General features: G+C 62.1%; 21 protein-coding genes. 16 read left to right on the top strand and 5 right to left on the bottom strand.

The genetic code is table 11. From position 1 onward, the window contains the following. Nucleotides 1-39: 39 nt before the first annotated feature. On the bottom strand, nucleotides 40-444 hold the full coding sequence (locus ACZYR5_RS08150; RefSeq protein ID WP_489089162.1) for an RNA-binding S4 domain-containing protein: 405 nt from the start codon (nucleotides 442-444) through the stop codon (nucleotides 40-42). Between the two features lie 220 nt (nucleotides 445-664). Between ACZYR5_RS08150 and rimB the strand changes: the two genes are divergently transcribed. Both rimB and rimK read left to right on the top strand, forming a co-directional pair. Further along, complete coding sequence (rimB, locus tag ACZYR5_RS08145; protein ID WP_489089161.1) at nucleotides 665-1,147, top strand: retropepsin-like aspartic endopeptidase RimB; 483 nt, start codon at nucleotides 665-667, stop codon at nucleotides 1,145-1,147. Beyond that, nucleotides 1,144-2,049, top strand: a complete 906-nt coding sequence (gene rimK, locus ACZYR5_RS08140; RefSeq protein WP_025855543.1) for a 30S ribosomal protein S6--L-glutamate ligase — start codon at nucleotides 1,144-1,146, stop codon at nucleotides 2,047-2,049. Before rimB ends, rimK begins: the two co-directional genes overlap by 4 nt. A gap of 134 nt (nucleotides 2,050-2,183) precedes the next feature. On the opposite strand, the gene ACZYR5_RS08135 is transcribed toward rimK, so the two are convergent. Both ACZYR5_RS08135 and ompR read right to left on the bottom strand, forming a co-directional pair. After that, nucleotides 2,184-3,497, bottom strand: a complete 1,314-nt coding sequence (locus ACZYR5_RS08135; RefSeq protein WP_489089160.1) for an ATP-binding protein — start codon at nucleotides 3,495-3,497, stop codon at nucleotides 2,184-2,186. A gap of 108 nt (nucleotides 3,498-3,605) precedes the next feature. Then, on the bottom strand, nucleotides 3,606-4,346 hold the full coding sequence (ompR, locus tag ACZYR5_RS08130) for an osmolarity response regulator transcription factor OmpR (protein WP_489089159.1): 741 nt from the start codon (nucleotides 4,344-4,346) through the stop codon (nucleotides 3,606-3,608). 361 nt (nucleotides 4,347-4,707) lie between these two features. Between ompR and ACZYR5_RS08125 the strand changes: the two genes are divergently transcribed. The 8 genes from ACZYR5_RS08125 (at nucleotide 4,708) to ACZYR5_RS08090 (ending at nucleotide 13,488) form a co-directional block, all read left to right on the top strand. Continuing rightward, a complete protein-coding gene (locus ACZYR5_RS08125) occupies nucleotides 4,708-7,032 on the top strand; it encodes a Tex family protein (protein WP_489089158.1) in 2,325 nt (774 codons plus the stop codon). Beyond that, a complete protein-coding gene (locus tag ACZYR5_RS08120; protein WP_489089157.1) occupies nucleotides 7,032-7,415 on the top strand; it encodes a PaaI family thioesterase in 384 nt (127 codons plus the stop codon). Before ACZYR5_RS08125 ends, ACZYR5_RS08120 begins: the two co-directional genes overlap by 1 nt. Nucleotides 7,416-7,672: 257 nt before the next feature. Next, nucleotides 7,673-9,256: a glutamate--cysteine ligase gene (gshA, locus tag ACZYR5_RS08115; protein WP_489089156.1), complete on the top strand. Its 1,584-nt coding sequence runs from the start codon at nucleotides 7,673-7,675 to the stop codon at nucleotides 9,254-9,256. A 311-nt stretch (nucleotides 9,257-9,567) separates the two neighbouring features. Next, nucleotides 9,568-10,545 (top strand): taurine ABC transporter substrate-binding protein, encoded by a 978-nt coding sequence (gene tauA, locus ACZYR5_RS08110; RefSeq protein WP_489089519.1) that lies wholly within the window; start codon nucleotides 9,568-9,570, stop codon nucleotides 10,543-10,545. 15 nt (nucleotides 10,546-10,560) lie between these two features. After that, nucleotides 10,561-11,355 (top strand): taurine ABC transporter ATP-binding subunit, encoded by a 795-nt coding sequence (gene tauB, locus ACZYR5_RS08105; RefSeq protein ID WP_489089155.1) that lies wholly within the window; start codon nucleotides 10,561-10,563, stop codon nucleotides 11,353-11,355. After that, entirely contained in the window at nucleotides 11,352-12,185 is an 834-nt protein-coding gene (tauC, locus tag ACZYR5_RS08100) for a taurine ABC transporter permease TauC (protein ID WP_489089154.1), read from the top strand. Before tauB ends, tauC begins: the two co-directional genes overlap by 4 nt. Nucleotides 12,186-12,328: 143 nt before the next feature. Further along, on the top strand, nucleotides 12,329-13,165 hold the full coding sequence (gene tauD / locus ACZYR5_RS08095) for a taurine dioxygenase (protein WP_489089153.1): 837 nt from the start codon (nucleotides 12,329-12,331) through the stop codon (nucleotides 13,163-13,165). 62 nt (nucleotides 13,166-13,227) lie between these two features. Further along, nucleotides 13,228-13,488, top strand: coding sequence for a hypothetical protein (locus ACZYR5_RS08090; protein ID WP_489089152.1), 261 nt, complete (start codon nucleotides 13,228-13,230; stop codon nucleotides 13,486-13,488). Between the two features lie 17 nt (nucleotides 13,489-13,505). Here the strand turns inward: ACZYR5_RS08090 and betT are convergent, their stop codons facing one another. Both betT and epsC read right to left on the bottom strand, forming a co-directional pair. Continuing rightward, entirely contained in the window at nucleotides 13,506-15,506 is a 2,001-nt protein-coding gene (betT, locus tag ACZYR5_RS08085; RefSeq protein WP_027617254.1) for a choline transporter BetT, read from the bottom strand. Nucleotides 15,507-15,738: 232 nt separating this feature from the next. Then, nucleotides 15,739-16,665 carry a serine O-acetyltransferase EpsC gene (gene epsC, locus ACZYR5_RS08080; protein ID WP_489089151.1) on the bottom strand — a complete coding sequence of 309 codons (927 nt, stop codon included), beginning with the start codon at nucleotides 16,663-16,665 and terminating at the stop codon, nucleotides 15,739-15,741. Nucleotides 16,666-16,857: 192 nt separating this feature from the next. On the opposite strand from epsC, the gene ACZYR5_RS08075 reads away from it, so the two are divergent. The 6 genes from ACZYR5_RS08075 (at nucleotide 16,858) to ACZYR5_RS08050 (ending at nucleotide 22,927) form a co-directional block, all read left to right on the top strand. Continuing rightward, nucleotides 16,858-17,853, top strand: a complete 996-nt coding sequence (locus ACZYR5_RS08075) for a D-cysteine desulfhydrase (RefSeq protein ID WP_489089150.1) — start codon at nucleotides 16,858-16,860, stop codon at nucleotides 17,851-17,853. Nucleotides 17,854-18,048: 195 nt separating this feature from the next. Then, nucleotides 18,049-18,849: a cystine ABC transporter substrate-binding protein gene (tcyJ, locus tag ACZYR5_RS08070; RefSeq protein WP_489089149.1), complete on the top strand. Its 801-nt coding sequence runs from the start codon at nucleotides 18,049-18,051 to the stop codon at nucleotides 18,847-18,849. After that, nucleotides 18,849-19,514 (top strand): cystine ABC transporter permease, encoded by a 666-nt coding sequence (tcyL, locus tag ACZYR5_RS08065; RefSeq protein ID WP_489089148.1) that lies wholly within the window; start codon nucleotides 18,849-18,851, stop codon nucleotides 19,512-19,514. The genes tcyJ and tcyL overlap by 1 nt, the downstream gene beginning before the upstream one ends. A 4-nt stretch (nucleotides 19,515-19,518) precedes the next feature. Further along, entirely contained in the window at nucleotides 19,519-20,265 is a 747-nt protein-coding gene (gene tcyN, locus ACZYR5_RS08060; protein ID WP_489089147.1) for an L-cystine ABC transporter ATP-binding protein TcyN, read from the top strand. Between the two features lie 450 nt (nucleotides 20,266-20,715). Next, a complete protein-coding gene (locus ACZYR5_RS08055) occupies nucleotides 20,716-21,492 on the top strand; it encodes a hypothetical protein (protein ID WP_489089146.1) in 777 nt (258 codons plus the stop codon). A gap of 193 nt (nucleotides 21,493-21,685) precedes the next feature. After that, entirely contained in the window at nucleotides 21,686-22,927 is a 1,242-nt protein-coding gene (locus ACZYR5_RS08050; RefSeq protein ID WP_489089145.1) for an SfnB family sulfur acquisition oxidoreductase, read from the top strand. Nucleotides 22,928-22,948: the final 21 nt, after the last annotated feature.

Genomic DNA, 22,948 nt, shown 5'->3' with positions numbered 1-22,948 from the left:
CGCGCCAGGATCACAACCATGGGTTGTGATCCTGGCCGTTCAGTCGTGGCTGCTGCCCTGGAACTTGAACAGGTCGCGACGTTGTTTCTTGCTTGGCTTGCCATCGGTGCTGACGCCCAGTGCGCCCGCCTTGCGCAGTGCCGCGGCGTTCTCGCGCTTGGCGATGCTGGCCTCGGTTTCGGCGTACAGGGTCTGCGCCTCGGGGGCGCCTCGGCGGACAATCGAGAGCGCCTGGACTACCACTGTGCGCTCGTCGAAACCCGCGCGAATCTGAAACTCGTCACCGATTCTAGGCTCCTTGCCCGGCTTGCAGCGCTCACCCCGGCAATGCACTTTGCCACTCTCGATGGCGGCCTTGGCCAGCGCGCGGGTTTTGTAGAATCGCGCCGCCCACAACCATTTATCGAGACGGACCTTGTCGTCCTCTTCGGTTTTTTGTGCCATGGGATTTCCTCATTCTGAAATATTTCTGAACTGTACTACCGTTTCTGACGTGCCATGATTTTCACCGGCTCAGCATACAATGCGCGACCTCCTCGGACTGCGTTCGAGGGCCGGGAATCCGGGCTGTAGATATCTGTCGCCTTTTAACCACTATTCTGCGTGAATACCGCTCATTCGTCCGCGTTGCGCGGCGAGCAGGTCTCTCACCGGCTGAGCACATTTGAAGACATTTGACCATTTGACCGTTGTTGGTCTGCGCGAGTGGGTAGCGCTTCCCGATCTGGGAGTCGCCGGCCTGCGAGCGAAAATCGACACCGGTGCCAGCACCTCCAGCCTGCACGCCACGGACATCGAACCCTTCGAGCGCGATGGCGAGAAATGGGTGCGTTTCACCGCTCACCTGGGCACGGTGGTGCAACTGCGTCACCGTCGCTGCGAGGCGCCGCTGGTAACCCGCAAGACCATCAAGAGTTCCAACGGCCAGGCCCAGGTTCGCTACGTAATCAGCACTACTCTCGCGCTCGGTGATCGGGTCTGGCGAGTCGAATTCACCCTCGCCTGCCGCAAGTCCATGCGCTATCGCCTGCTGCTCGGCTCCAAGGCCTTGATCGACGGCCAGTTGGTCGTCAATCCCGGCATCAAATACGTTCAAGACAAGCCGGTGTTCCCGGTGTCCATTCTTTCCTCCACAGGTGTTGCATGAAGATCGCTGTGCTTTCGCGGAACCCGCGTCTGTATTCCACTCGTCGTTTGGTTGAAGCCGGGACCGAACGCGGGCATGAGATGGTGGTGATCGATACCCTGCGCGCCTACATGAACATCGCCAGCCACAAGCCGCAGATTCACTACCGGGGCAAACCCCTGGAAGGCTTCGACGCTGTGATCCCGCGGATCGGCGCATCGGTGACGTTTTATGGCTGCGCGGTATTGCGCCAGTTCGAAATGATGGGGGTGTTTCCGCTCAATGAATCGGTGGCCATTGCCCGCTCGCGGGACAAACTGCGTTCGCTGCAGCTGCTCTCGCGTCGTGGTATCGGCTTGCCGGTGACCGGCTTTGCCCACTCACCGGACGACATCCCCGACCTGATCGACATGGTCAATGGCGCGCCACTGGTGATCAAGGTCCTGGAAGGCACCCAAGGCATAGGCGTGGTGCTGTGCGAAACAGCAACCGCGGCGGAGTCGGTGATCGAGGCGTTCATGGGCCTCAAGCAGAACATCATGGTCCAGGAGTACATCAAGGAAGCCGGCGGCGCCGACATTCGCTGCTTCGTGGTCGGCGACAAGGTCATCGCCGCAATGAAACGCCAGGCCAAGCCCGGTGAGTTCCGCTCCAACCTGCACCGTGGCGGCAGCGCCAGCCTGATCAAGATCACCCCGGAAGAACGCATGACCGCGTTGCGCGCAGCCAAGGTCATGGGCCTGGCGGTGGCCGGCGTAGACATCCTGCGCTCGAATCACGGGCCGTTGGTGATGGAGGTGAACTCTTCACCCGGCCTGGAAGGCATCGAAACCACCACCGGCAAGGACGTGGCAGGGATCATCATCCAGCACCTGGAGAAAAATGGCGGGCCGAACATGACCCGGACCAAAGGGAAAGGATAAGAACAGTTGGTGAGCGGCAAGCTACAAGCTGCAAGTTAAAAGCAGGAGCGGTTGGTGTCGGTTGTGCCGGGCACGGACTGCCTTTGCTCTCCTCTTGCAGCTTGCAGCTTGCCGCTTGAAACTCACCACTGCTTCTAAACCGCATCCCTGGGCAACATCAACCCCAACGGCAATCTCACCCGCGCCTCGAGACCACCACCGGAGCGATTGCGCAGTTCGACATTGCCACCATGCATCGAGGCGATGCGCTTGACGATGGCCAGGCCCAGCCCGGTGCCCTTGCCGCCGCGAGCGCGGTCGCCGCGGGTGAACGGGTTGAAGATCGCTTCCAGCTCCGACGGATCGATGCCTGCGCCACGGTCGAGCACGCTGAGCACCACGTAGGGCGCGCTGACATCGCCCGAAACATAGGCCGCCACCTCTACCCCGCTCCCGGCGTGATTCAAGGCGTTGCCGATCAGGTTGTTGAGCAGCCGTTTCATCGACACCCGGCGCAGCGGGAATGGCTGGATCGGCTCGAGGCGCAGGCGCACGCGCTCTTCGTTCTGGTTGTAGGGCGCTGCCACTTCACGCACCAGGTCGGTCAGGTCGACCTCTTCCACCGACTCATCGCGACCATCGCGGATAAACGCCAGGAACTGGTCGAGGATGGCGTCCATGTCCTCGATATCGCGCACCATGTCGTCGGTCAAATCGCTATGGCTGCCCATCAGTTCCAGCGACAGGCGCAAGCGTGTCAGGGGCGTACGCAGGTCATGGGAGACTCCCGCCAACATTAACTCGCGCTCGCGTCCGGCCTGCTCGACATCTTCGGCCATCTGGTTGAAGGCGCGGTACACCTCGGCCATCTCGCTCGGCGTGTCGCTGATCGGCAACCGCACGCTGCGGCCCTGGCCCAGTTGCCTGGCCGCATCCACCAGGCGCTTGAGTGGCTGGTTGAGCTGGCTGACGAAGATCCACGCCGAGGCGGTGGACAACAAACCAATGGCAAGGAACCAGCCCAGCACGCTCCAGATTTTCTGCCCACGCAACGGATGCGGGTACAGCGGTACTTTCAGCCAGCCATCGCCCAGGCTTGGCGCCCGCACCCAGAGCGCAGGAGGCGCATGCATGCGCAGCCGCACTTCGGTGTCGCCACCCAGTTCGGCCTGCATCTGGCGCTGATAGATTTCACTGTAGGGCCAGTGCTGCTCACCCTCCGGCACGCCGGCGCCGACCACACGGATCAGCCCGGCGGCGTCGGCGATTTTGGTCCGGTTGTCTTCATCGGCCGCCCAGTAGGCGCGCAGGGTCAGCGCGACGCCGTGGCTGTATTGGCGATCCACCAGCACGTCCTCGTTCATCAGCAGATAAACCAGGGTCAGCGCCTTGGAAAACAGCACGACAATCAGCACCAGCCAGAGGGTGCGGGAGAAAAAACTCTGGGGGAACCACACGGGGGTTTTCATGGGAGGCAGCTACACACTTTGCAGGAGCGAGAGAGCCTCGCAGAATTGCGGATCGCGAATCAACCGGATAACGCATTATCCGGCGGACCCGCTCCTACAAATCGCCCATCACTTGGTCGCGGTGCCGTCCGGGACGAATACGTAACCCACGCCCCAGACGGTCTGGATGTAGCGTGGTTTCGATGGATCGGGCTCGATCATCCGGCGCAGGCGGGAGATCTGCACGTCGATGGAACGCTCCAGGGCATCCCACTCACGGCCACGGGCCAGGTTCATCAGTTTGTCGCGGGTCAGCGGCTGGCGAGCGTTCATCACCAGGGCCTTGAGCACGGCGAATTCGCCGGTGGTGAGCATGTGCACCTCATCGCCGCGCTTGAGTTCGCGAGTGGCCAGGGACAGTTCGTAATCACCGAAGGTAACGCTCTCGTCCTCGCTGCCCGGTGCGCCTGGCACGGGTGCCGATTGACGACGCAGGACGGCCTTGACGCGGGCCATCAACTCGTCCGGGTTGAACGGTTTGGCCAGGTAATCGTCAGCGCCCAGTTCGAGGCCCTTGATACGGCTCAGCTCATCGCCCTTGGCGGTCAGCATGATGATCGGGATCTGGTTGTTTGCGCCACGCAGGCGGCGGCAGGCGGTCAGGCCGTCTTCGCCGGGCAGCATCAGGTCGAGGACGACCAGGTTGAACACTTCACGCGCCAGCAGGCGGTCCATCTGTTCGGTGTTGGATACTGCGCGGGCACGGTAGCCCTTGCTGACAAAAAAACGCTCCAGCAGGCTGCTGAGCCCCGGATCGTCGTCAACAATAAGAATTTTTTCGCCTTCAGCAGTTTGTGCAGTGCTGCTCATTGGATGCTCCTTTGATCTCGGCGCGCATTATGGCGTAGCTGCCGTTATACGTACCGTGTGCATTGTTAGCAGATTTTTCTTCTACTGCCAGTGATACAGGCATTGTGCCTACAGGTCGGGATACCCCCCGAAGCGCGGAACGCTGGTTATAATGCGCGGCGTTTTGTGTCAGGCAACGTCAGATCGTTAACGTCCGTGGCAGCTTTTTATTTTTTCGCCGCGGGCAGTAATTGTTCGATTTCACGGGTCAATGGGATGCCTTTTGATCCAGGTAGCGGCGCAGCCCAGGCCGCTCAACCAGACTCGCCGGGCCTTGTTCCTGCGCCCGCGAGCCTGCTTTCACAATTTGTCAGGTGGTTTTATGGACAGCATCAACAGCCGCATCGCCGAGGAACTCGGTGTCCGCCCACAACAGGTCGAAGCGGCCGTCGCGCTACTCGATGAAGGCTCCACGGTGCCCTTCATCGCCCGCTACCGGAAAGAAGTGACCGGCAGCCTCGACGATACGCAATTGCGTCATCTGGAAGAGCGCCTGCGCTACCTGCGAGAACTCGACGAACGGCGCGTCAGCATCCTGGCCAGCATTCAGGAGCAGGGCAAGCTGACCCCGCAACTCGAACGTGACATCAAGCTCGCCGACACCAAGACCCGTCTTGAAGACCTGTACCTGCCGTACAAACAGAAGCGCCGCACCAAGGGCCAGATTGCCCTGGAAGCGGGTCTCGGCGAATTGGCCGACGGCCTGTTCAACGACCCGAGCCTGACGCCAGACGCCGAAGCCGCGCGCTTCGTCGATGCCGAAAAAGGCGTTGCCGACGTCAAGGCCGCCCTCGAAGGCGCCAAGTACATCCTCATGGAGCGCTTCGCCGAAGACGCCAGCCTGCTCGACAAGCTGCGCAGCTACCTGAAGCAGGAAGCCACCCTCAGCGCCCGGGTCATTGCCGGCAAAGAAGAGGAAGGCGCCAAGTTCCGCGATTACTTCGAGCACGACGAACCGCTGAAAAGCATGCCGTCGCACCGCGCCCTGGCGATTTTCCGTGGCCGCAACGAAGGCATCCTCAGTTCCGCGCTGAAAGTCGGCGATGAACTGCCGGGCAGCATGCACCCCTGCGAAGGCATGATCGGCCAGCAATTCGGCATCGCCAACCAGAATCGCCCGGCGGACAAATGGCTGTCGGAAGTGGTGCGCTGGACCTGGAAGGTCAAGCTCTACACCCACCTGGAAACCGACCTGCTGGGTGAGCTGCGCGACGGCGCCGAAGCCGAGGCGATCAACGTCTTTGCCCACAACCTGCACGACCTGCTGCTGGCCGCGCCGGCCGGCCCGCGTGCCACCCTGGGCCTCGACCCGGGCCTGCGCACAGGCTGCAAGGTTGCCGTGGTCGACGCCACCGGCAAGCTGCTCGACCACGCCACGGTCTACCCGCACGTGCCGCACAACAAGTGGGACCAGACCATCGCCGTGCTTGCCGCCCTGTGCGCCAAGCACTCGGTCGACCTGATCGCCATCGGCAACGGCACCGCCAGCCGGGAAACCGACAAGCTGGCCGCCGACCTGATCAAGAAATACCCGGCGATGAAAATGACCAAGGTCATGGTCTCCGAGGCTGGTGCTTCGGTGTACTCGGCGTCCGAGTTGGCGTCCAAGGAATTTCCCGACCTCGACGTGTCGATCCGTGGCGCGGTGTCGATTGCCCGACGCTTGCAGGATCCACTGGCCGAGCTGGTGAAGATCGACCCGAAATCGATCGGCGTCGGCCAATACCAGCATGACGTGTCGCAGCTGAAGCTGGCGCGCGGCCTGGACGCGGTGGTCGAAGACTGCGTGAACGCCGTCGGCGTCGATGTGAACACCGCCTCGGTGGCGCTGCTGGCGCGGATCTCCGGGCTCAACGCGACCCTGGCGCAGAACATCGTCAGCCACCGTGACGAACACGGCGCGTTCAAGACCCGTGCGGCGCTGAAAAAAGTCGCGCGCCTGGGTGAAAAAACCTTCGAACAGGCTGCTGGCTTCCTGCGTGTCATGAATGGTGACAACCCGCTGGACTCGTCCGCCGTTCACCCGGAAGCCTACCCGCTGGTGCAACGTATCGCCGCCGAAACCGACCGCGACATTCGCTCGCTGATCGGCGACAGCGCTTTCCTCAAGCGCCTGGACCCGAAGAAATACACCGACGAAACCTTCGGCTTGCCGACGGTCACCGACATCCTGCAAGAGCTGGATAAACCTGGCCGCGACCCACGTCCCGAGTTCAAGACCGCCGAGTTCCAGGAAGGCGTCGAAGACCTCAAGGACCTGCAGCCGGGCATGATTCTCGAAGGTGTGGTAACCAACGTGACGGCCTTTGGTGCCTTCGTCGATATCGGCGTGCATCAGGACGGTTTGGTGCATATCTCCGCGCTATCCGAGAAGTTCATCAAGGATCCGCGTGAAGCGGTGAAGGCTGGCGACGTGGTCAAGGTCAAGGTCATGGAAGTCGACATCCCGCGTAAACGCGTGGGCCTGTCGATGCGCATGAGCGACACCCCGGGCGAGAAGGTCGACGGTGCCCGTGGCGCCCGCCCTGGCTCGGCGCCACGTCAGTCGCAGGGCAACGCGCCACGCAAGGAAACCACGGCAGCGGCACCGAGCAACAACGCCATGGCCTCGTTGTTCGCCAACGCCAAACAGTTGAAGAAGCGCTGATGGAGGTCCCTGCCGGGTACACCGAAAGCGCCTTTTTCAAGCTGCTGGGTTGCCGTTTGCACAGCCTTGAAACCGGGGTCGCGCAAGTTGCCCTGGAGCTGGCGCCAGAACTGCGCAACCGTGCCGGCAAACTGCACGGCGGGGCTTTGTTCAGCCTGGTGGACATTGCCATGGGGTTGGCTTGCTCCAGCTCCCACGGCTTTGACCAGCAGAGCGCGACCATCGAGTGCAAGATCAACTACATCCGCGCCGTCGCCGACGGCGAGGTGCTGTGCACGGCCCGGGTGATTCACCCGGGCCGGCGCACGCTGGTGGTCGAGGCCGAGGTGGTCCAGGGCGACAAACTGGTCGTAAAAGCACAAGGCACGTTCGCTGTCCTGTAGCTAGCCGTCATCAATTTGGGGTAATTTCGGTGCTGTGACCGCAGCACCGGGATTTTCTGTGGGAGCGAGCCTGCTCGCGAAGGCGGTGTGTCAGTGACGTCTGTATCGACAGACACGCCCCCTTCGCGAGCAGGCTCGCTCCCACAATGGTTTTGATGAGTCGAAAAACAAGGCGAAAACGCCAGTTTCTACTTCACCCTTGTAGACCGTCCGGCCCACCCCCATATTGGGGCGACTGACGCGTGAAGGAATCCAACTTGAGCGAACTTCTCAACCGCCGCCTGGCTCTGCTCGGCGAGCGCGACAACCTCTCTCTGCTCGAACAGTGTCTTCACGGTATTGAACGTGAATGCCTGCGCGTGACCGAGGAAGGTCGCCTGGCGCAAACGCCGCACCCCGAAAGCCTGGGTTCCGCGCTGACCAACGAACAGATCACCACCGACTATTCCGAGTCGCTGCTGGAGTTCATCACGCCCGCCCTGCCCGACCCGGCCGACACTCTGGCGAGCCTGGACAGCATTCATCGCTTTGCCTACAGCAAGCTCGGCAACGAGTACCTGTGGAGTCCGTCGATGCCGTGCCCGTTGCCGGCCGAGGAAGACATCCCGATTGCCTACTACGGCACCTCCAATATCGGGCAGCTCAAGTACGTGTACCGCAAGGGCCTGGCCCTGCGCTACGGCAAGACCATGCAGTGCATCGCCGGGATTCACTACAACTTCTCGCTGCCGGAAAAACTCTGGCCCCTGCTCAAGCAGGACGAAGGTTTCGTCGGCAGCGACCGCGATTATCAGTCGGTCGCCTACATCGCCCTGATCCGCAACTTCCGCCGCTACAGCTGGCTGCTGATGTACCTGTTCGGCGCCTCGCCGGCACTCGACGCAGGCTTCCTGCGCGGCCGAGCGCACCAGTTGGAACAACTGGACGCCGACACCCTGTACCTGCCCTACGCTACCAGCCTGCGCATGAGCGACCTGGGTTACCAGAGCAACGCCCAGGCCGGACTGACGCCGTGCTACAACGACCTGAACAGCTACACCGACAGCCTGCGCAAGGCCGTCGCCACGCCTTACCCACCGTACGTCGAAGTCGGCACGCACAAGGACGGTGAGTGGGTCCAGCTCAACACCAACATCCTGCAGATCGAAAACGAGTACTACTCCAACATCCGCCCGAAACGCGTGACCTACACCGGCGAGCGGCCGATCCAGGCGCTGATGGCCCGGGGCATCCAGTACGTCGAAGTGCGCCTGCTCGATATCAACCCGTTCCTGCCGCTGGGCATCGACCTGCCGCAGGCGCGCTTCCTCGACGCCTTCCTGCTGTACTGCGCGCTGAACGACAGCCCGCTGCTGACCGGCGACTCCTGCAGCAACGCCACCTCGAACTTCCTCAGCGTGGTCAAGGAAGGTCGCCGTCCGGGCCTGCAATTGCAGCGTGACGGACAGCCGGTGGACCTCAAGGAATGGGCCAGCGAGCTGTTGGAAAACATCGCCCCATTGGCAGCCTTGCTGGATCAGAGCCATGGCGGCGACGCCCACAGCCAAGCCCTTGACGCCCAATTGGCGAAGATTCGCGATGCGTCGCTAACACCTTCTGCCCAGGTGCTGGCGACGATGAAGCAGCACCAGCAGAGCTTCGCCCAATTCTCCCTGCACCAGAGCGAAGCCCACGCCGAGTTCTTCCGCAGCGAGCCTCTACCGGCTGAGGAACAGGCCAAGTTCGAAGAACTGGCGCGCAGTTCGCTGCAACAGCAAAGCGAGCTGGAGCAGAACGAAGTCGGTGACTTTGATGTGTTTGTCGGCTCGTATCAGGCGAGCATTTTGGCGATCAGCAACTAGCGGGAGACCGCTCCCACATTGGATTACGCGACTGTAGGAGCTGGCTTGCCAGCGAATAGGCCAGGTCAGTCACGAATGCCGTGACTGACACTCCGCCTTCGCCAGCAAGCTGGCTCCTACAGGGTACGCTCCACAGAATCTGCGACCGACACAAACCCTGTGGGAGCGGTCGCCCGCGAAGACCGCGCAGCGGTCACTCGAGGAAAACTTCCCCATATAAGCTAATTCGAAAAAGTTATTTATTTTCGGATTCTTAGATCATTTAGTCTCATCACTCGCCGAAACCCCGGCCGCCTGATGAGACTTTCATGATGAAACGACATTTCCCCCTTCGCCTCCTGGCGGCCGCGACTCTGGCCGCAGCAAGCTTCTTCGCCCAGGCAGCAGACTTCACCGTCGCCTACCAGACCACCGTTGACCCGGCCAAAGTGGCCCAGGCTGACGGCAGCTATGAAAAAGCCACCAACGCGAAGATCGACTGGCGCAAATTCGACAACGGTGCTGACGTCATCACCGCTATCGCCTCCGGCGATGTGCAGATCGGCTACCTCGGTTCCAGCCCGCTGACTGCCGCCATCACCCGCAAAGTGCCGGTGCAGACTTTCCTCATTGCCACCCAGATCGGTGCCGCCGAAGCGCTGGTCGCCCGTGAAGGCTCCGGGATCAACACCCCGCAAGACCTGATCGGCAAAAAAATCGCCGTGCCCTTCGTCTCCACCGGCCACTACAGCCTGCTGGCCGCGCTCAAGCACTGGAACATCGACCCGTCGAAAGTCACCGTGCTCAACCTGGCTCCGCCGGCAATCATCGCCGCCTGGAAACGCGGTGACATCGACGCCACTTACGTCTGGGACCCAGCCCTGGGTGTGGCCAAGGAAAACGGCAAGGTGCTGATCACTTCCGGTGAACTGGCCAAGTTCGGCGCGCCGACCTTCGATGCCTGGATCGTGCGCAAGGACTTCGCCGAGAAACACCCGGAGATCGTCAGCGCGTTCGCCAAGGTCACCCTTGATGCCTATGCCGACTACCGCAAAGACCCACAAGCCTGGCTGGCCAATCAAGGCAACGTCGACAAGCTGGTGAAACTCTCCGGCGCCAAGGCCAGCGATATCCCCCTGCTGTTGCAAGGCAACGTCTACCCATTGGCCGCTGACCAGGTCATCAGCCTCGGCGCACCGACCACCAAGGCCATCACCGACACCGCCGCGTTCCTCAAGGAACAAGGCAAGGTCGAGGCCGTCCTGCCGGACTACGCGCCGTACGTCAGCGCCAAGTTCATCCCCAACTGATCGGAGCACCCTGCGATGGCCTTGCTACAACTGGAGCGCATCAGCGCACAGTACCCAGGTAACCCGGAACCGGTACTGGCGGATATTTCCCTGACCCTGGGGCCCCAGCAACTGCTGGTCGCCCTCGGCCCGTCCGGAAGTGGCAAGACCTCGTTGCTGAACCTGATCGCCGGCTTCGTCGAACCCAGCGCCGGGCGGATCACTCTCGACGAGGTACCGGTCAAAGGCCCGAGCGCCGAACGCGGGGTGGTGTTCCAGGACGACGCCTTGCTGCCTTGGCAGGACGTGCTGGCCAACGTTGCGTTCGGCCTGGAACTGGCCGGCGTGCCCCGCGCGCAACGCGAGGCCCGCGCCCGGGAAATGCTCGCCCTGGTCGATCTCGCCGGCTATGACAGTCGGCGTATCTGGCAGCTTTCCGGCGGGCAGAAACAGCGCGTCGGCCTGGCGCGCGCCCTGGCCGCCGACCCACGGGTGTTGCTGATGGACGAGCCCTTCGGCGCTCTCGACGCTTTCACCCGCGAACAGATGCAAGAGCTGCTCCTGCAAGTCTGGCGGCGCACGGCGAAGCCAGTGTTTTTGATTACCCACGACATCGAAGAAGCAGTGTTCCTCGCCACGGACTTGATTCTGCTGGCGCCCAATCCCGGCCAGATCGTCGAACGCCTGCAGCTGGATTTCGGCCAGCGCTATGCCGCCGGTGAATCGGCCCGCGCGATCAAATCCGACCCACGCTTTATCGAAACCCGCGAGCACGTCCTGGCCCGTGTGTTCTCGCAACGCAGCGCCGCCCAGCGGCAGGAGCGCGCATGAGCACTTACGAAATCAGCCGCGCCGCGGCGCCCACCACAACCCCATCGCGCCCGGCGCGCCGCAGCCTGAGCATTCGCTGGATCAGCGTGCTGACGCTGATCAGCCTGATCGCCCTGTGGTGGGCCGTGACCGCCACCGGCCTGATCGAACCGCTGTTCCTGCCGCCGCCCTCGGCCGTTGTGCAAAAAGGCTGGCTGCTGGCGACCAGCGGCTACATGGACTCGACACTCTGGCAACACCTGGCGGCCAGTCTCCAGCGCATCGGCCTGGGCCTCGGTTTTGCGGTGCTGACCGCAGTGCCGGTGGGCATTGCCATCGGCCACAACCGTATCGCCCGTGGCGTGCTCGATCCGCTGATCGAGTTCTACCGACCGATCCCGCCGCTGGCCTACCTGCCATTGATCGTGATCTGGTGCGGCATCGGCGAGTTGTCCAAGGTGCTGCTGATTTACCTGGCGATCTTCGCCCCGATTGCCATCGCGACCGCCACCGGCGTGCGCACCGTCGACCCGGCGAAACTGCGCGCCGCACAGTCGCTCGGGGCGACCCGCAGCCAACTGATCCGCCATGTGATTTTGCCCAGCGCCCTGCCGGACATCTTGACCGGCGTGCGCATCGGCCTGGGTGTCGGCTGGTCGACCCTGGTCGCCGCCGAACTGATCGCCGCCACCAGCGGCCTGGGTTTCATGGTGCAGTCGGCGGCGCAGTTCCTGGTCACCGATGTGGTGGTGCTGGGAATCCTGGTGATCGCGCTGATCGCCTTCGCCATGGAAATGGGCCTGCGCGCCCTGCAACGCAAGCTGGTGCCCTGGCACGGCCAGAGCCATTGAACTGCACCTTGAACCCCTTGTAGGAGCGAGCTTGCTCGCGAAAGCGGTACATCTGCCAATAAGGCTGTGACTGATCCACCGCTTTCGTCGGAACGCCGCCCGGAGCCGGCTCGCTCCTACAGTTTGTAAAGAAGAGAACCCCCATGAGCAGCCTGACCATCACCCCACTCAGCAGTGCCCTCGGTGCGCAGATCGGCGGCCTCGACATTGCCCAGCCGCTGAACGTCGAACAACGCGACACCATCGAACAAGCCCTGCTCAAGCATCAGGTGCTGTTCTTCCGCGACCAACCTGTCACCCCGGAACAGCAGGCGCGGTTCGCCGCCCACTTTGGTGACCTGCACATCCACCCGATTTACCCCAACGTCCCGGAACAGCCGGAAGTGCTGATCCTCGACACCGCCGAAACCGACGTGCGCGACAACGCCGTGTGGCACACCGACGTGACCTTCCTGCCGACTCCCGCACTGGGCGCGGTGCTCAGTGCCAAGCTGCTGCCGGAGTTCGGCGGCGACACTTTGTGGGCCAGTGGCATCGCCGCCTATGAGGCGCTGTCCGAACCGTTCAAGCAGTTGCTGCAGGGACTCACGGCGACCCACGATTTCGTCAAATCCTTCCCGTTGGAACGCTTCGGCAACAGTCCGCGAGCACTCGCGCAGTGGGAAGCCACGCGCAAGAAAAACCCACCGCTGTCGCACCCGGTTGTCCGCACTCACCCAGTCAGCGGGCGCAAGTCGCTGTTCGTCAACGAAGGCTTCACCACTCGCATCAACGAACTGTCGGAGACCGAAAGCGAGGCAATCCTCAAGCTGTTGTTCGCCCACACCACCCGCCCGGAATTCACCATCCGCTGGCGCTGGCAGACCAACGACGTAGCCTTCTGGGACAACCGCGTGACCCAGCATTTTGCCGTCGACGATTACCGTCCAGCCCGCCGGGTGATGCACCGCGCTACAGTGCTGGGCGACGTGCCGTTCTAACTTTTCGGCCTGCGCGCCTGAACGCCGCCTATGCTCGATAGACGGCACAGGAGCGCTCGCCCATGCACACCACCATCATCATCGCGTTTGGCCTGATCCTGCTGGCGCTGATGCTGTTCATCGGCCAGCAACTGGGCTTCACACCCGAGGTCATGACCTACAGCTTTATCGTACTGTGGCTGGCACTGACAACGATCAACGGCGCCATCGGCGTAAAGATCGCCGAGCGCTCGCCGCGCGAAGAAGTGATGACCGGGTGCCTGGTGTTTGCCGTGCCGGTGGCCACCCTGGTGTTGTACATGACCCTGACGGCCAACACCTGAGCAGCCCCGGCTCTCGCTCAACGCACCAGGTGCAGGAACTGCATGTGCCGCTCGTACTGGTCGAGGATGTCGTTGATGATCTGCTCCTTGGTGTAACCCATCAGATCGTAATCCTGACTGCCCTCGCTCAGGTGCACCTCGGCCCGGTAGTAGCGCCGATTGCGCAACTCCTTGGGCCCCATCCCGCCACGGGCAAAGGACGGCGTGAAGTAGCCACGCATCTGCACCTGATAGATGAACGGATGCTGGTCGCCGTGACCGATCTCCAGGCTGACGCTGTCGTTGGCCGGATCGGGCTGCGCGATCACGTTCAGGCCCTTCTCGACAAACACCGCTGTCACTTCCTCGATGGCCGGGCGCACCGTCGTGTCGAGGAAGCGATACACCTCGTCACGTGACGGGAAGTGCACCGCCTGGCTCAAGCGCTGACGCCAGCCACCCTTGCCCCGGCGTGAAGCCGAGACCGGCGCCAGCGAATGCATCTGCGCGATTTTCTTCTGCGACTCGAGATAGAAGGCTTTATGCAGCCCCCACATCATCAGCAGCAGAATCATCGAGAACGGCAACGAGGTCAGGACCACCGCCGACTTTAACGAGTCGATGCTGCCGGCGAACAACAGGGCACTGGTGACCAGCGCCGTCATCGCGCCCCAGAACACCCGCAGCCATTTCGGCCCGTCTTCGTCAGCGCTTCCACCCCTGGCGGACAGGGTCGACAAGACCACGGTGCCGGAGTCAGCCGAAGTGACGAAGAACACGAAGCTGATGAATACGGTGACGGCGATCACCGTCTTGCTCCACGGGTAGGTTTCCAGCAGCAGGTAGAGGGTCATCGACGGGTTGTCGATGGCCGACATGCCCAGCGCGCTCATGCCGTGATTGAGTACCTGGTCGATGGCGCTGTTGCCGAAAATCGACATCCACGCCAGGGTGAAGCCCAGGGGAATCAGCAGCACGCCAAAGACGAATTCACGGATGGTCCGGCCGCGGGAAATGCGCGCAATGAACAGGCCCACGAAGGGCGACCAGGCAATCCACCAGGCCCAATAAAACACCGTCCAGCCGCCCAGCCAGTCGCTCGGCTTGTCGTAGGCGTACAGGTCGAAACTCTTCATCGGCAAGGCGCCGAGGTAGTCACCGAGATTCTGGATCAGGGTATTGAGCAGGTGCTGGGTGGGGCCGGCGAACAACACGAAGAGCAACAGCGCGCAGGCCAGCAGCATGTTGATGTCGGACATCACCCGCACGCCCTTGTCGACGCCGGCGACCGCGACGATGATCGCCGCGCCCATCATCAAGGTGATCAGGCCGACCTGCACCCATTGGGTGTGGGCGATGCCGAACAGGTAGTCGAGCCCGGAGTTGAGGTGCAACACCCCGAAGCCCATGTCGGCACCGAGGCCGAACACCGTGGCGATGATGCCGAAACCATCCACCGCGTAACCGATCGGACCATTGATGCGCTTGCCGATCAGCGGGTACAGCGCCGAGCGCAGGGCCAGCGGCAGGTTATGCCGGTAGGCAAAATACGCCAGGGCCATGCCAACGAAGGCGAACACGCCCCAGCCGTGCAGGCCCCAGTGCAGAAACAGGATCTGCATGGCCTGGCGCGCTGCGTCGGCGGTACCGGCCTCACCTTGGGGCGGCAGCGACAGATGGGTCAGGGGTTCGGAAACGCAGAAGAAAAACAGGGTGATGCTGATCCCGGCGGCGAACAGCATGCCGGCCCAGGACAGGTAACTGAATTCGGGTTCGTCGTGGTCGGCACCGAGCTTGATCTTGCCGTAGCCAGACAAGGCGGTGACCACCACGAAGACCAGATACAGGGTCATCGCCAGCATGTAGTACCAGCCGACCGTATTGGCCGCCCAGTCTTGCGCCGCCAACAGCCAGGCACCGGCCTGTTGCGGAAAAGCGATGACCACCAGGCCGAAGAGCAGAATGAAGGTCGCGGCGAAGTAAAACACCGGCGGGTTCATGCGGATTTGACTGTTTGCAGCAGGAGCGGATGCACTCATGTTCGGTGCACCTTTTGTAGGTGGGACGTGGCTGTGGAAATCGGACTCAGCAAAGGCAAGCCTCCTGTTGTGAGCGGGCAGCGAACTGCCGGTTTAACTTGAATGAACGTTCAAGTTAAACATGAATAGGGGGCTAAGGACCAATCCGCGGGCTCGACGGTAGCCCCTCGCCAACCGCTATCACGCTCGCAAAGCCCCTGCTGGCAAGGGCTCGCATCCTGTCGGCAAAAACTTATTTCTGCGTCCCGTCATCGTGCTGCAGGTTGGCCTGGGTCAGGTTGCAACCGGCGGGAACGCTGCGGGTCAGCCAGACGTTGCCGCCAATGGTCGAGCCCTTGCCGATGGTGATTCGCCCGAGAATAGTCGCCCCGGCGTAAATCACCACATCGTCCTCGACGATCGGGTGACGCGGGTGGCCTTTCTGCAGCTGACCATCCTCGTCCGCCGGGAAGCGCTTGGCACCCAGGGTCACCGCCTGGTAAATGCGTACCCGCTCACCAATGATCGCGGTTTCGCCGATCACCACGCCGGTGCCGTGATCGATGAAGAAACTGCGGCCGATTTGCGCGCCGGGGTGAATGTCGATGCCGGTGGCCGAGTGGGCAATTTCCGAACTGATCCGCGCCAGCAGCGGCAAACCGGCCCGGTACAGGTGGTGCGCCAGGCGATGGTGAATCACCGCCAGAATCCCCGGGTAGCACAGCAGCACCTCGTCGACGCTGCGCGCCGCCGGGTCACCGTGGAAGGCCGCCAGCACATCGGTGTCCAACAGGCTGCGCAGCGCCGGCAACGCCAGGGCGAAATCCTGGATCAGGCTGATGGCGCGTGCGTCGACTTCGCTGTCAACCTGCGCGCTTTGCCGGGCGACGTAGCGCAACTCCAGACGGGCCTGACCCAACAGCGCGTTGAGCGCCACATCCAGGGTATGCCCGACGTAGAAATCCTCGCTTTCCTCGCGCAGGTCCGCCGGCCCCAGGCGCATCGGGAACAAGGCGCCACAGAGCGCTTCAAGAATCTCCGCCATGGCTGCGCGCGAAGGCAGCTCACGGCCGCCCTGCTCGCCGCTGCTGCGACCATTCTGCGCACGCCACTGGTCGCGGGCTGCACGCAGTTGGCCAACGATGGTCTGTAATTGCCAATGGCTGGAACGTTCACTCACGGTCAAGACTCCTCACACGCTGCGACCGCACGATGGGTCGCTGAAATGCCGATCACTGTACGACATGGGCTCAAAACGCGTTTAAGAACGAATTTTCCTGCCCTCAGCACTTTTAGCTATAAGTGATTGACGGTTGCCCGAGTAAATCCCCCTGCCTATAGTCCAGAGACTTCCTACAACCCGTGCGGCCCCATGATCAAACAACAGCTGGCTCGTTTTAACCGTCTGGACCTGCTCACCCACGCCACGCCCCTGGAAAAGCTCGAGCGCCTGTCGAACTGGCTGGGCCGCGATGTCTACGTCAAGCGTGACGACCTGACGCCGCTGGCCATGGGTGGCAACAAGCTGCGCAAGCTCGAATACCTCGCCGCCGATGCGCTGGCACAAGGCGCCGATACCCTGATCACCGCCGGCGCCATCCAGTCCAATCACGTGCGCCAGACGGCGGCCATTGCCGCAAAGCTGGGCCTGGGCTGCGTCGCCTTGCTGGAAAACCCGATCGCGACCGAAGACCCGAATTACCTGGGCAATGGTAATCGCCTGCTGCTGGATCTGTTCGATGCCAAGGTCGAGCTGGTCGACAACCTCGATAACGCCGACCAGCAACTGCAAGCCTTGGCCGAGCGCCTGCGCAGCAACGGCAGGCAGCCTTACCTGGTGCCGATTGGCGGCTCGAACGCCTTGGGTGCCTTGGGTTATGTGCGCGCCGGGCTGGAACTGGCCGAGCAGATCAAGGACACCGGCCTGCAGTTCGCCGCGGTGGTCCTGGCCTCGGGCAGCGCCGGCACCCACAGCGGCCTGGGCCTGGCCCTCGGCGAAGCCTTGCCGGGCCTGCCGGTCATCGGCGTCACCGTGTCGCGCAGCGATGAAGATCAACGGCCCAAGGTCCAGGGCCTGGCCGAGCGCACCGCAGAACTGCTGGGCGTGACGCTGCCGCCGGCGTTCAAGGTGCAGCTGTGGGACGAGTATTTCGCCCCGCGTTACGGCGAGCCGAATGCCGGCACCCTGGCCGCGGTGAAACTCCTCGCCAGTCAGGAGGGTCTGCTGCTTGATCCGGTCTACACCGGCAAGGCCATGGCCGGTCTGCTGGATGGAATCGGCCGCCAGCGCTTCGATGAGGGTCCGATCATTTTCCTGCACACCGGTGGGGCACCGGCGTTGTTTGCCTATGCAGGGTCCTTTGCCTGAGCTGACAACAATCGGTTATAAGCAAGTAGTTTAATAGTATTTTCCAATCTAACAGCGTCGTCATATAGTCCCGCCGCAGGCGCAATCGCCGCGGGACGCATACGCTGCTTTAATGCAGGATGCTGCAATCGCTCGATAACCGATGTTGCCTGCTCGATAACAAACGTCTTGATAAAAAACACACAGGGGCTTGTCATGAATTTTTCCGCACTACGTCGAAATCTGCTGGTGGGTTCGCTGGGTCTGGCGCTGAGTGCCGGTCTGCTGGGGCAGGCGGTGGCCGGTGAGCAGTTACAGAAAATCAAGGACGCGGGCACGATCAACATCGGCCTTGAAGGCACCTACCCACCCTTCAGTTTCGTCGATGCCGACGGCAAGCTGACCGGTTTTGAAGTGGAGCTTTCCGAAGCCCTGGCGAAAAAACTCGGGGTCAAGGCCAAACTGCAACAGACCAAATGGGATGGCATCCTCGCCGCCCTCGAATCCAAGCGCCTGGACGCGGTGGTCAACCAGGTGACCATCTCCGACGAGCGCAAGAAAAAGTATGACTTCTCCGAGCCCTACACCGTGTCCGGGATCCAGGCGCTGGTGCTCAAAGACAAGGAAGCCGCGCTGAACATCAAGACCGCCGCTGACCTGTCCGGCAAAAAAGTCGGTGTCGGCCTGGGCACCAACTATGAGCAATGGGTTCGTGCCAACGTACCGGGTGCTGACGTGCGCACCTACGACGATGATCCGACCAAGTTTGCCGACCTGAACAACGGCCGTACCGACGCCATTCTGATCGACCGCCTGGCTGCCCTCGAATACGCCAAGAAAGCACCGAAAACTGTCGCTGCCGGTGAAGCTTTCTCCCGCCAGGAAGCCGGCATTGCCCTGCGCAAAGGCGAACCTGAACTGCTGGCGGCAGTGAACAAGGCACTCGATGAACTGCGCGCCGATGGCACCCTGAAAAAGCTCTCGGAAAAGTACTTCAACGCTGACGTCACTCAATAATGGAAGCAGCTTTCCAACTCGCACTGGACTCCGCGCCCTTTCTGCTCAAGGGCGCGTACTACACGGTGGTCCTCAGCCTCGGCGGGATGTTCTTCGGCCTGCTGATGGGCTTCGGCCTGGCGCTGATGCGCCTGTCACGCCACAAGCTGGTGAGCTGGATAGCTCGCATCTACGTGTCGTTCTTTCGCGGCACGCCGTTGCTGGTGCAACTGTTCGTGATCTATTACGGCTTGCCGCAACTGGGCATCGAGCTCGATCCGCTGCCGGCCGCACTGATCGGTTTTTCCCTGAACATGGCGGCCTATGCCTGTGAAATCCTGCGTGCCGCCATCAGCTCCATCGATCGCGGCCAGTGGGAGGCCGCAGCCAGTATCGGCATGACCCGGGCGCAAACCCTGCGTCGTGCGATCCTCCCGCAAGCGGCACGCACCGCCCTGCCGCCGCTGGGCAACAGCTTCATCTCACTGGTCAAGGACACCGCGCTGGCGGCCACCATCCAGGTGCCGGAGCTGTTCCGCCAGGCGCAGTTGATCACCGCCCGGACCTTCGAAATCTTCACCATGTACCTTGCCGCCGCGCTGATCTACTGGGTTCTCGCCACAGTGCTTTCGCACCTGCAGAACAAGCTGGAAGAGCGGGTCAATCGGCACGATCAGGAGTCCTGACCCAATGATTGTCGTGGAAAAACTGACCAAGCAGTTCAAGGGTCACGTGGTGCTCAATGGCATCGACCTCGAGGTCAAGGAAGGCGAGGTGGTCGCCATCATCGGCCCCAGCGGATCGGGCAAGACCACCTTCCTGCGCTGCCTGAATTTTCTCGAGGAACCCAGCAGTGGCCGAATCAAGGTCGGTGACATCGAGATCGATGGCAGCCGACCGCTGAACCAACAGCAGAGCCAGGTCCGCACGCTGCGCCAGCATGTGGGCTTCGTGTTCCAGAACTTCAACCTGTTTCCCCACCGCACAGCCCTGGAAAACGTCACCGAAGGGCCGCTGGTGGTGAAGAAAGTCCCCCGCGAACAAGCCCTGGCCCTGGGGCGCAAACTGTTGGCCAAGGTCGGTCTTGCGGGCAAGGAAGACGCCTACCCGCGACGCCTTTCCGGCGGCCAGCAGCAACGCGTGGCCATTGCCCGGGCACTGGCCATGGAGCCAGAAGTCATCCTCTTCGACGAACCCACTTCGGCGCTCGACCCTGAACTGGTCGGCGAAGTGCTGGCGACCATCCGCGGCCTGGCCGAGGAAAATCGCACCATGGTGATCGTCACTCATGAAATGGCCTTCGCCCGTGACGTGGCCAATCGGGTGGTGTTTTTCGACAAGGGTGTGATCGTCGAACAAGGCGAGGCAAAGGCCTTGTTTGCCAACCCGAAAGAAGAGCGAACCCGGCAGTTTCTCAGCAAGTTCCTCAACGCCTGAAGTTGCCAAAGCCAACCAATACTTTATGTAACCCCAATCACTTTCCACGGATGGAAGTGACGCTTTTAGACACAAAACCCAGCAACTTTCGCAGCACACAGACTCACTACAAATAGATACCTCTCCCCGCCTCCGCTTGTGCCGTACCTTGGCACAGGCCCTGCTGCTTTCAGCCACGAAAAGCCCCGACTAATCTAGCTCTCGCCCCAAGTACAGCGAAGAAAGCGCGCGGCCATCCGTGAGCTTTACCGCTGCAAAATGTCGGAAATTTCGGATTAGCTGAGCCCTCGCCATGTTCTCAACCTTGTTCTATTGACGCCTTATCGAGCGCACTTTTACCTAACGGCCAATGGCGGCTCACGCACTGTTCGCCGAACTCCCCACTCTCATCGATATGAACTAACGCACTTTCGAATGGACTTCGCAGCGGTATTTCAAGGAGATACACCTATGACCTGCCTGTCGCCCACTATTGAACTGTCGGCCCCCTGCCTGGCGCAATCACCAGGGTCAGCCATCAACCTCGCCTCGGCCGCCGACCTGCTGATCGAGATCCCGCCTTCTGCCCGCATGGACGAGGGCGACCTGATCGAATTGTTCTGGGACAACTGCTACGTCGCCTCGCGGTTGCTTGAGCCCGCGGATATCGGCCACCCGGTGCACGTGCGGATCCCTGAAAGCTTTATCCGCAACGGCCAGTCACGCGTTCATTACCGACTGATGCAGGTCGGCCAGAATCCGCTGATCTCGCCCACCAGATGCCTGCAAGCCAAGCTGGATTGCCCCGGCGGCCAGCCCCTGGGTGAGTGCGCCGACGAGAACCAGAGCCTGGAGCCGGCGGGCATTGCGCTGATGATTGCTCGCCACGGGGTCAATGCCTACCAGATCAAGCGCGGCGTCCCGCTGACCATCGCGCCGTACCTGAACATGGCCGCGGACGATGCCATCACCCTGCGCTGGGGCGACGCGCGCATGGACCTGCCCAAGCTGCGGCCGGACGACGTTGGCCGGCCAATTCAGGTCTGGGTGACCCCCGAGGTCATTGCCCAGGCTGGAGAGGACAGCCGGCTCGAAGTCACTTACTGCATCATCGACCGGGTCGGCAACAATTCACGCTGGGCTCCCGCCCGCACGCTGAGGGTCGGAGGCAGCGATCCCGGCCTGAAAATCCTCTGCCAAAAGGCCCTGCGCCACAGCGCCGCACGCTCGAAGAAGAAGCAGCGCTGACCTTCTATATATATTCCAAAAAGTTAGTTCATTTATTTTTTATAAGCCATTAGGGTATATATACCGGACCACCGGACATTCCAGATTCTGATTTCGCCGCAACCCGCGGCTTATCCATGAGATGTGAGGTAGGTATGGTCCGGAACACAATCACCCCAGCCAGGGCATTGCGTGCAGCCAAGGAGTGGCAGTGATGTCCAATCTGGCCGAAGCAACTGTCCAGAGCGATCTGGACGTCTCCCCGGCATTGTTGCCTGCACAGGTGCTGAGCAACGATGCCGAGGCTCTCGAAGCCGCCCGCCAACTCGCCGCTGTCGCCCGCCTGCAAGCCGCACGCCGCGATCAGCAGCGCAAACTGCCCTGGGCCGAGATCGAGCAGTTCACCCGCAGTGGCCTGGGCAGCATCACCCTGGGCAAGGCCTTCGGTGGCCCCGAAATTTCCCATGTCACCCTGGCTGAAGTCTTCGCCATCATCAGCGCGGCAGACCCGGCCTTGGGACAAATTCCGCAAAACCAGTTCGGCATCCTCAACCTGCTGCAACAGGTCGCCAGCGAAGGGCAAAAACAGCAGTTGTTCCAGAGCGTGCTCGACGGCTGGCGCATCGGCAATGCCGGGCCGGAGCGCGGCAGCAAAAACACCCTGGAGCTCAAGGCCCGGATCACCGCCGAGGGCGATGGATGGGTCCTCAATGGCCAGAAGTTCTACTCCACCGGCGCCCTGTTCGCTCATTGGGTCGCGGTCAAGGCGTTGAATGACCAGGGCAGGCAAGTCATGGCGTTCGTGCGGCGCGGCACCCCGGGCTTGCGCATCGTCGATGACTGGTCCGGCTTCGGCCAGCGCACCACCGCCAGCGGCACCGTGCTGCTGAACGATGTACGCGTCGACGCCGAGCTCGTGGTCGAAACCTGGCGGATCAACGACACGCCGAATATCCAGGGCGCCGTCTCGCAGTTGATCCAGGCCGCCATCGACCTCGGCATTGCCCGTGGCGCGCTGGATGACGCCATCGAATTCGTGCGCACCCGTGCCCGGCCCTGGATCGATGCCAAGGTCGAACGCGCCAGTGACGACCTCTACGTGATCGCCGATATCGGCAAGCTGAAGATCGAACTGCACGCCGCCGAAGCCCTGCTGCGTAAAGCCGGCAAAGTCCTCGACCAGGTCCGCGCCGCGCCCATCACCGCCGCTTCCGCGGCTCGCGCCTCGATTGCCGTTGCCGAGGCCAAGGTGCTGACCACCGAAATCTCGCTGCTGGCCAGTGAAAAGCTGTTCGAGCTGGCCGGCAGTCGCGCGACCCTCGCCGAGTTCAATCTCGACCGTCACTGGCGCAATGCCCGGGTGCACACCCTGCACGACCCGGTGCGCTGGAAGTACCACGCCGTGGGCAACTATCACCTCAACGGCACCCTGCCCAACCGGCATTCCTGGATCTGACCGACCAGACCTCTGGAGAGA

Source organism: Pseudomonas sp. F007, assembly GCF_057814275.1.
Note: the sequence above shows the minus strand (reverse complement) of the source record. Positions and strands in the feature narration are given on the sequence as shown.

Excerpts from the sequence above, each read along its gene's own strand:
- ACZYR5_RS08055 (WP_489089146.1), top strand. The coding sequence starts at position 20,716 with ATGACCTGCCTGTCGCCCACTATTGAACTGTCGGCCCCCTGCCTGGCG.
- tauB (WP_489089155.1), top strand. The coding sequence starts at position 10,561 with ATGGCCTTGCTACAACTGGAGCGCATCAGCGCACAGTACCCAGGTAAC.
- tauD (WP_489089153.1), top strand. The coding sequence starts at position 12,329 with ATGAGCAGCCTGACCATCACCCCACTCAGCAGTGCCCTCGGTGCGCAG.
- betT (WP_027617254.1), bottom strand. The coding sequence starts at position 15,506 with ATGAGTGCATCCGCTCCTGCTGCAAACAGTCAAATCCGCATGAACCCG.
- ACZYR5_RS08050 (WP_489089145.1), top strand. The coding sequence starts at position 21,686 with ATGTCCAATCTGGCCGAAGCAACTGTCCAGAGCGATCTGGACGTCTCC.
- ACZYR5_RS08090 (WP_489089152.1), top strand. The coding sequence starts at position 13,228 with ATGCACACCACCATCATCATCGCGTTTGGCCTGATCCTGCTGGCGCTG.
- tcyL (WP_489089148.1), top strand. The coding sequence starts at position 18,849 with ATGGAAGCAGCTTTCCAACTCGCACTGGACTCCGCGCCCTTTCTGCTC.
- tauC (WP_489089154.1), top strand. The coding sequence starts at position 11,352 with ATGAGCACTTACGAAATCAGCCGCGCCGCGGCGCCCACCACAACCCCA.
- ACZYR5_RS08135 (WP_489089160.1), bottom strand. The coding sequence starts at position 3,497 with ATGAAAACCCCCGTGTGGTTCCCCCAGAGTTTTTTCTCCCGCACCCTC.
- ACZYR5_RS08150 (WP_489089162.1), bottom strand. The coding sequence starts at position 444 with ATGGCACAAAAAACCGAAGAGGACGACAAGGTCCGTCTCGATAAATGG.
- tcyN (WP_489089147.1), top strand. The coding sequence starts at position 19,519 with ATGATTGTCGTGGAAAAACTGACCAAGCAGTTCAAGGGTCACGTGGTG.
- tcyJ (WP_489089149.1), top strand. The coding sequence starts at position 18,049 with ATGAATTTTTCCGCACTACGTCGAAATCTGCTGGTGGGTTCGCTGGGT.
- rimK (WP_025855543.1), top strand. The coding sequence starts at position 1,144 with ATGAAGATCGCTGTGCTTTCGCGGAACCCGCGTCTGTATTCCACTCGT.
- ompR (WP_489089159.1), bottom strand. The coding sequence starts at position 4,346 with ATGAGCAGCACTGCACAAACTGCTGAAGGCGAAAAAATTCTTATTGTT.
- tauA (WP_489089519.1), top strand. The coding sequence starts at position 9,568 with ATGAAACGACATTTCCCCCTTCGCCTCCTGGCGGCCGCGACTCTGGCC.
- ACZYR5_RS08125 (WP_489089158.1), top strand. The coding sequence starts at position 4,708 with ATGGACAGCATCAACAGCCGCATCGCCGAGGAACTCGGTGTCCGCCCA.
- ACZYR5_RS08120 (WP_489089157.1), top strand. The coding sequence starts at position 7,032 with ATGGAGGTCCCTGCCGGGTACACCGAAAGCGCCTTTTTCAAGCTGCTG.
- ACZYR5_RS08075 (WP_489089150.1), top strand. The coding sequence starts at position 16,858 with ATGATCAAACAACAGCTGGCTCGTTTTAACCGTCTGGACCTGCTCACC.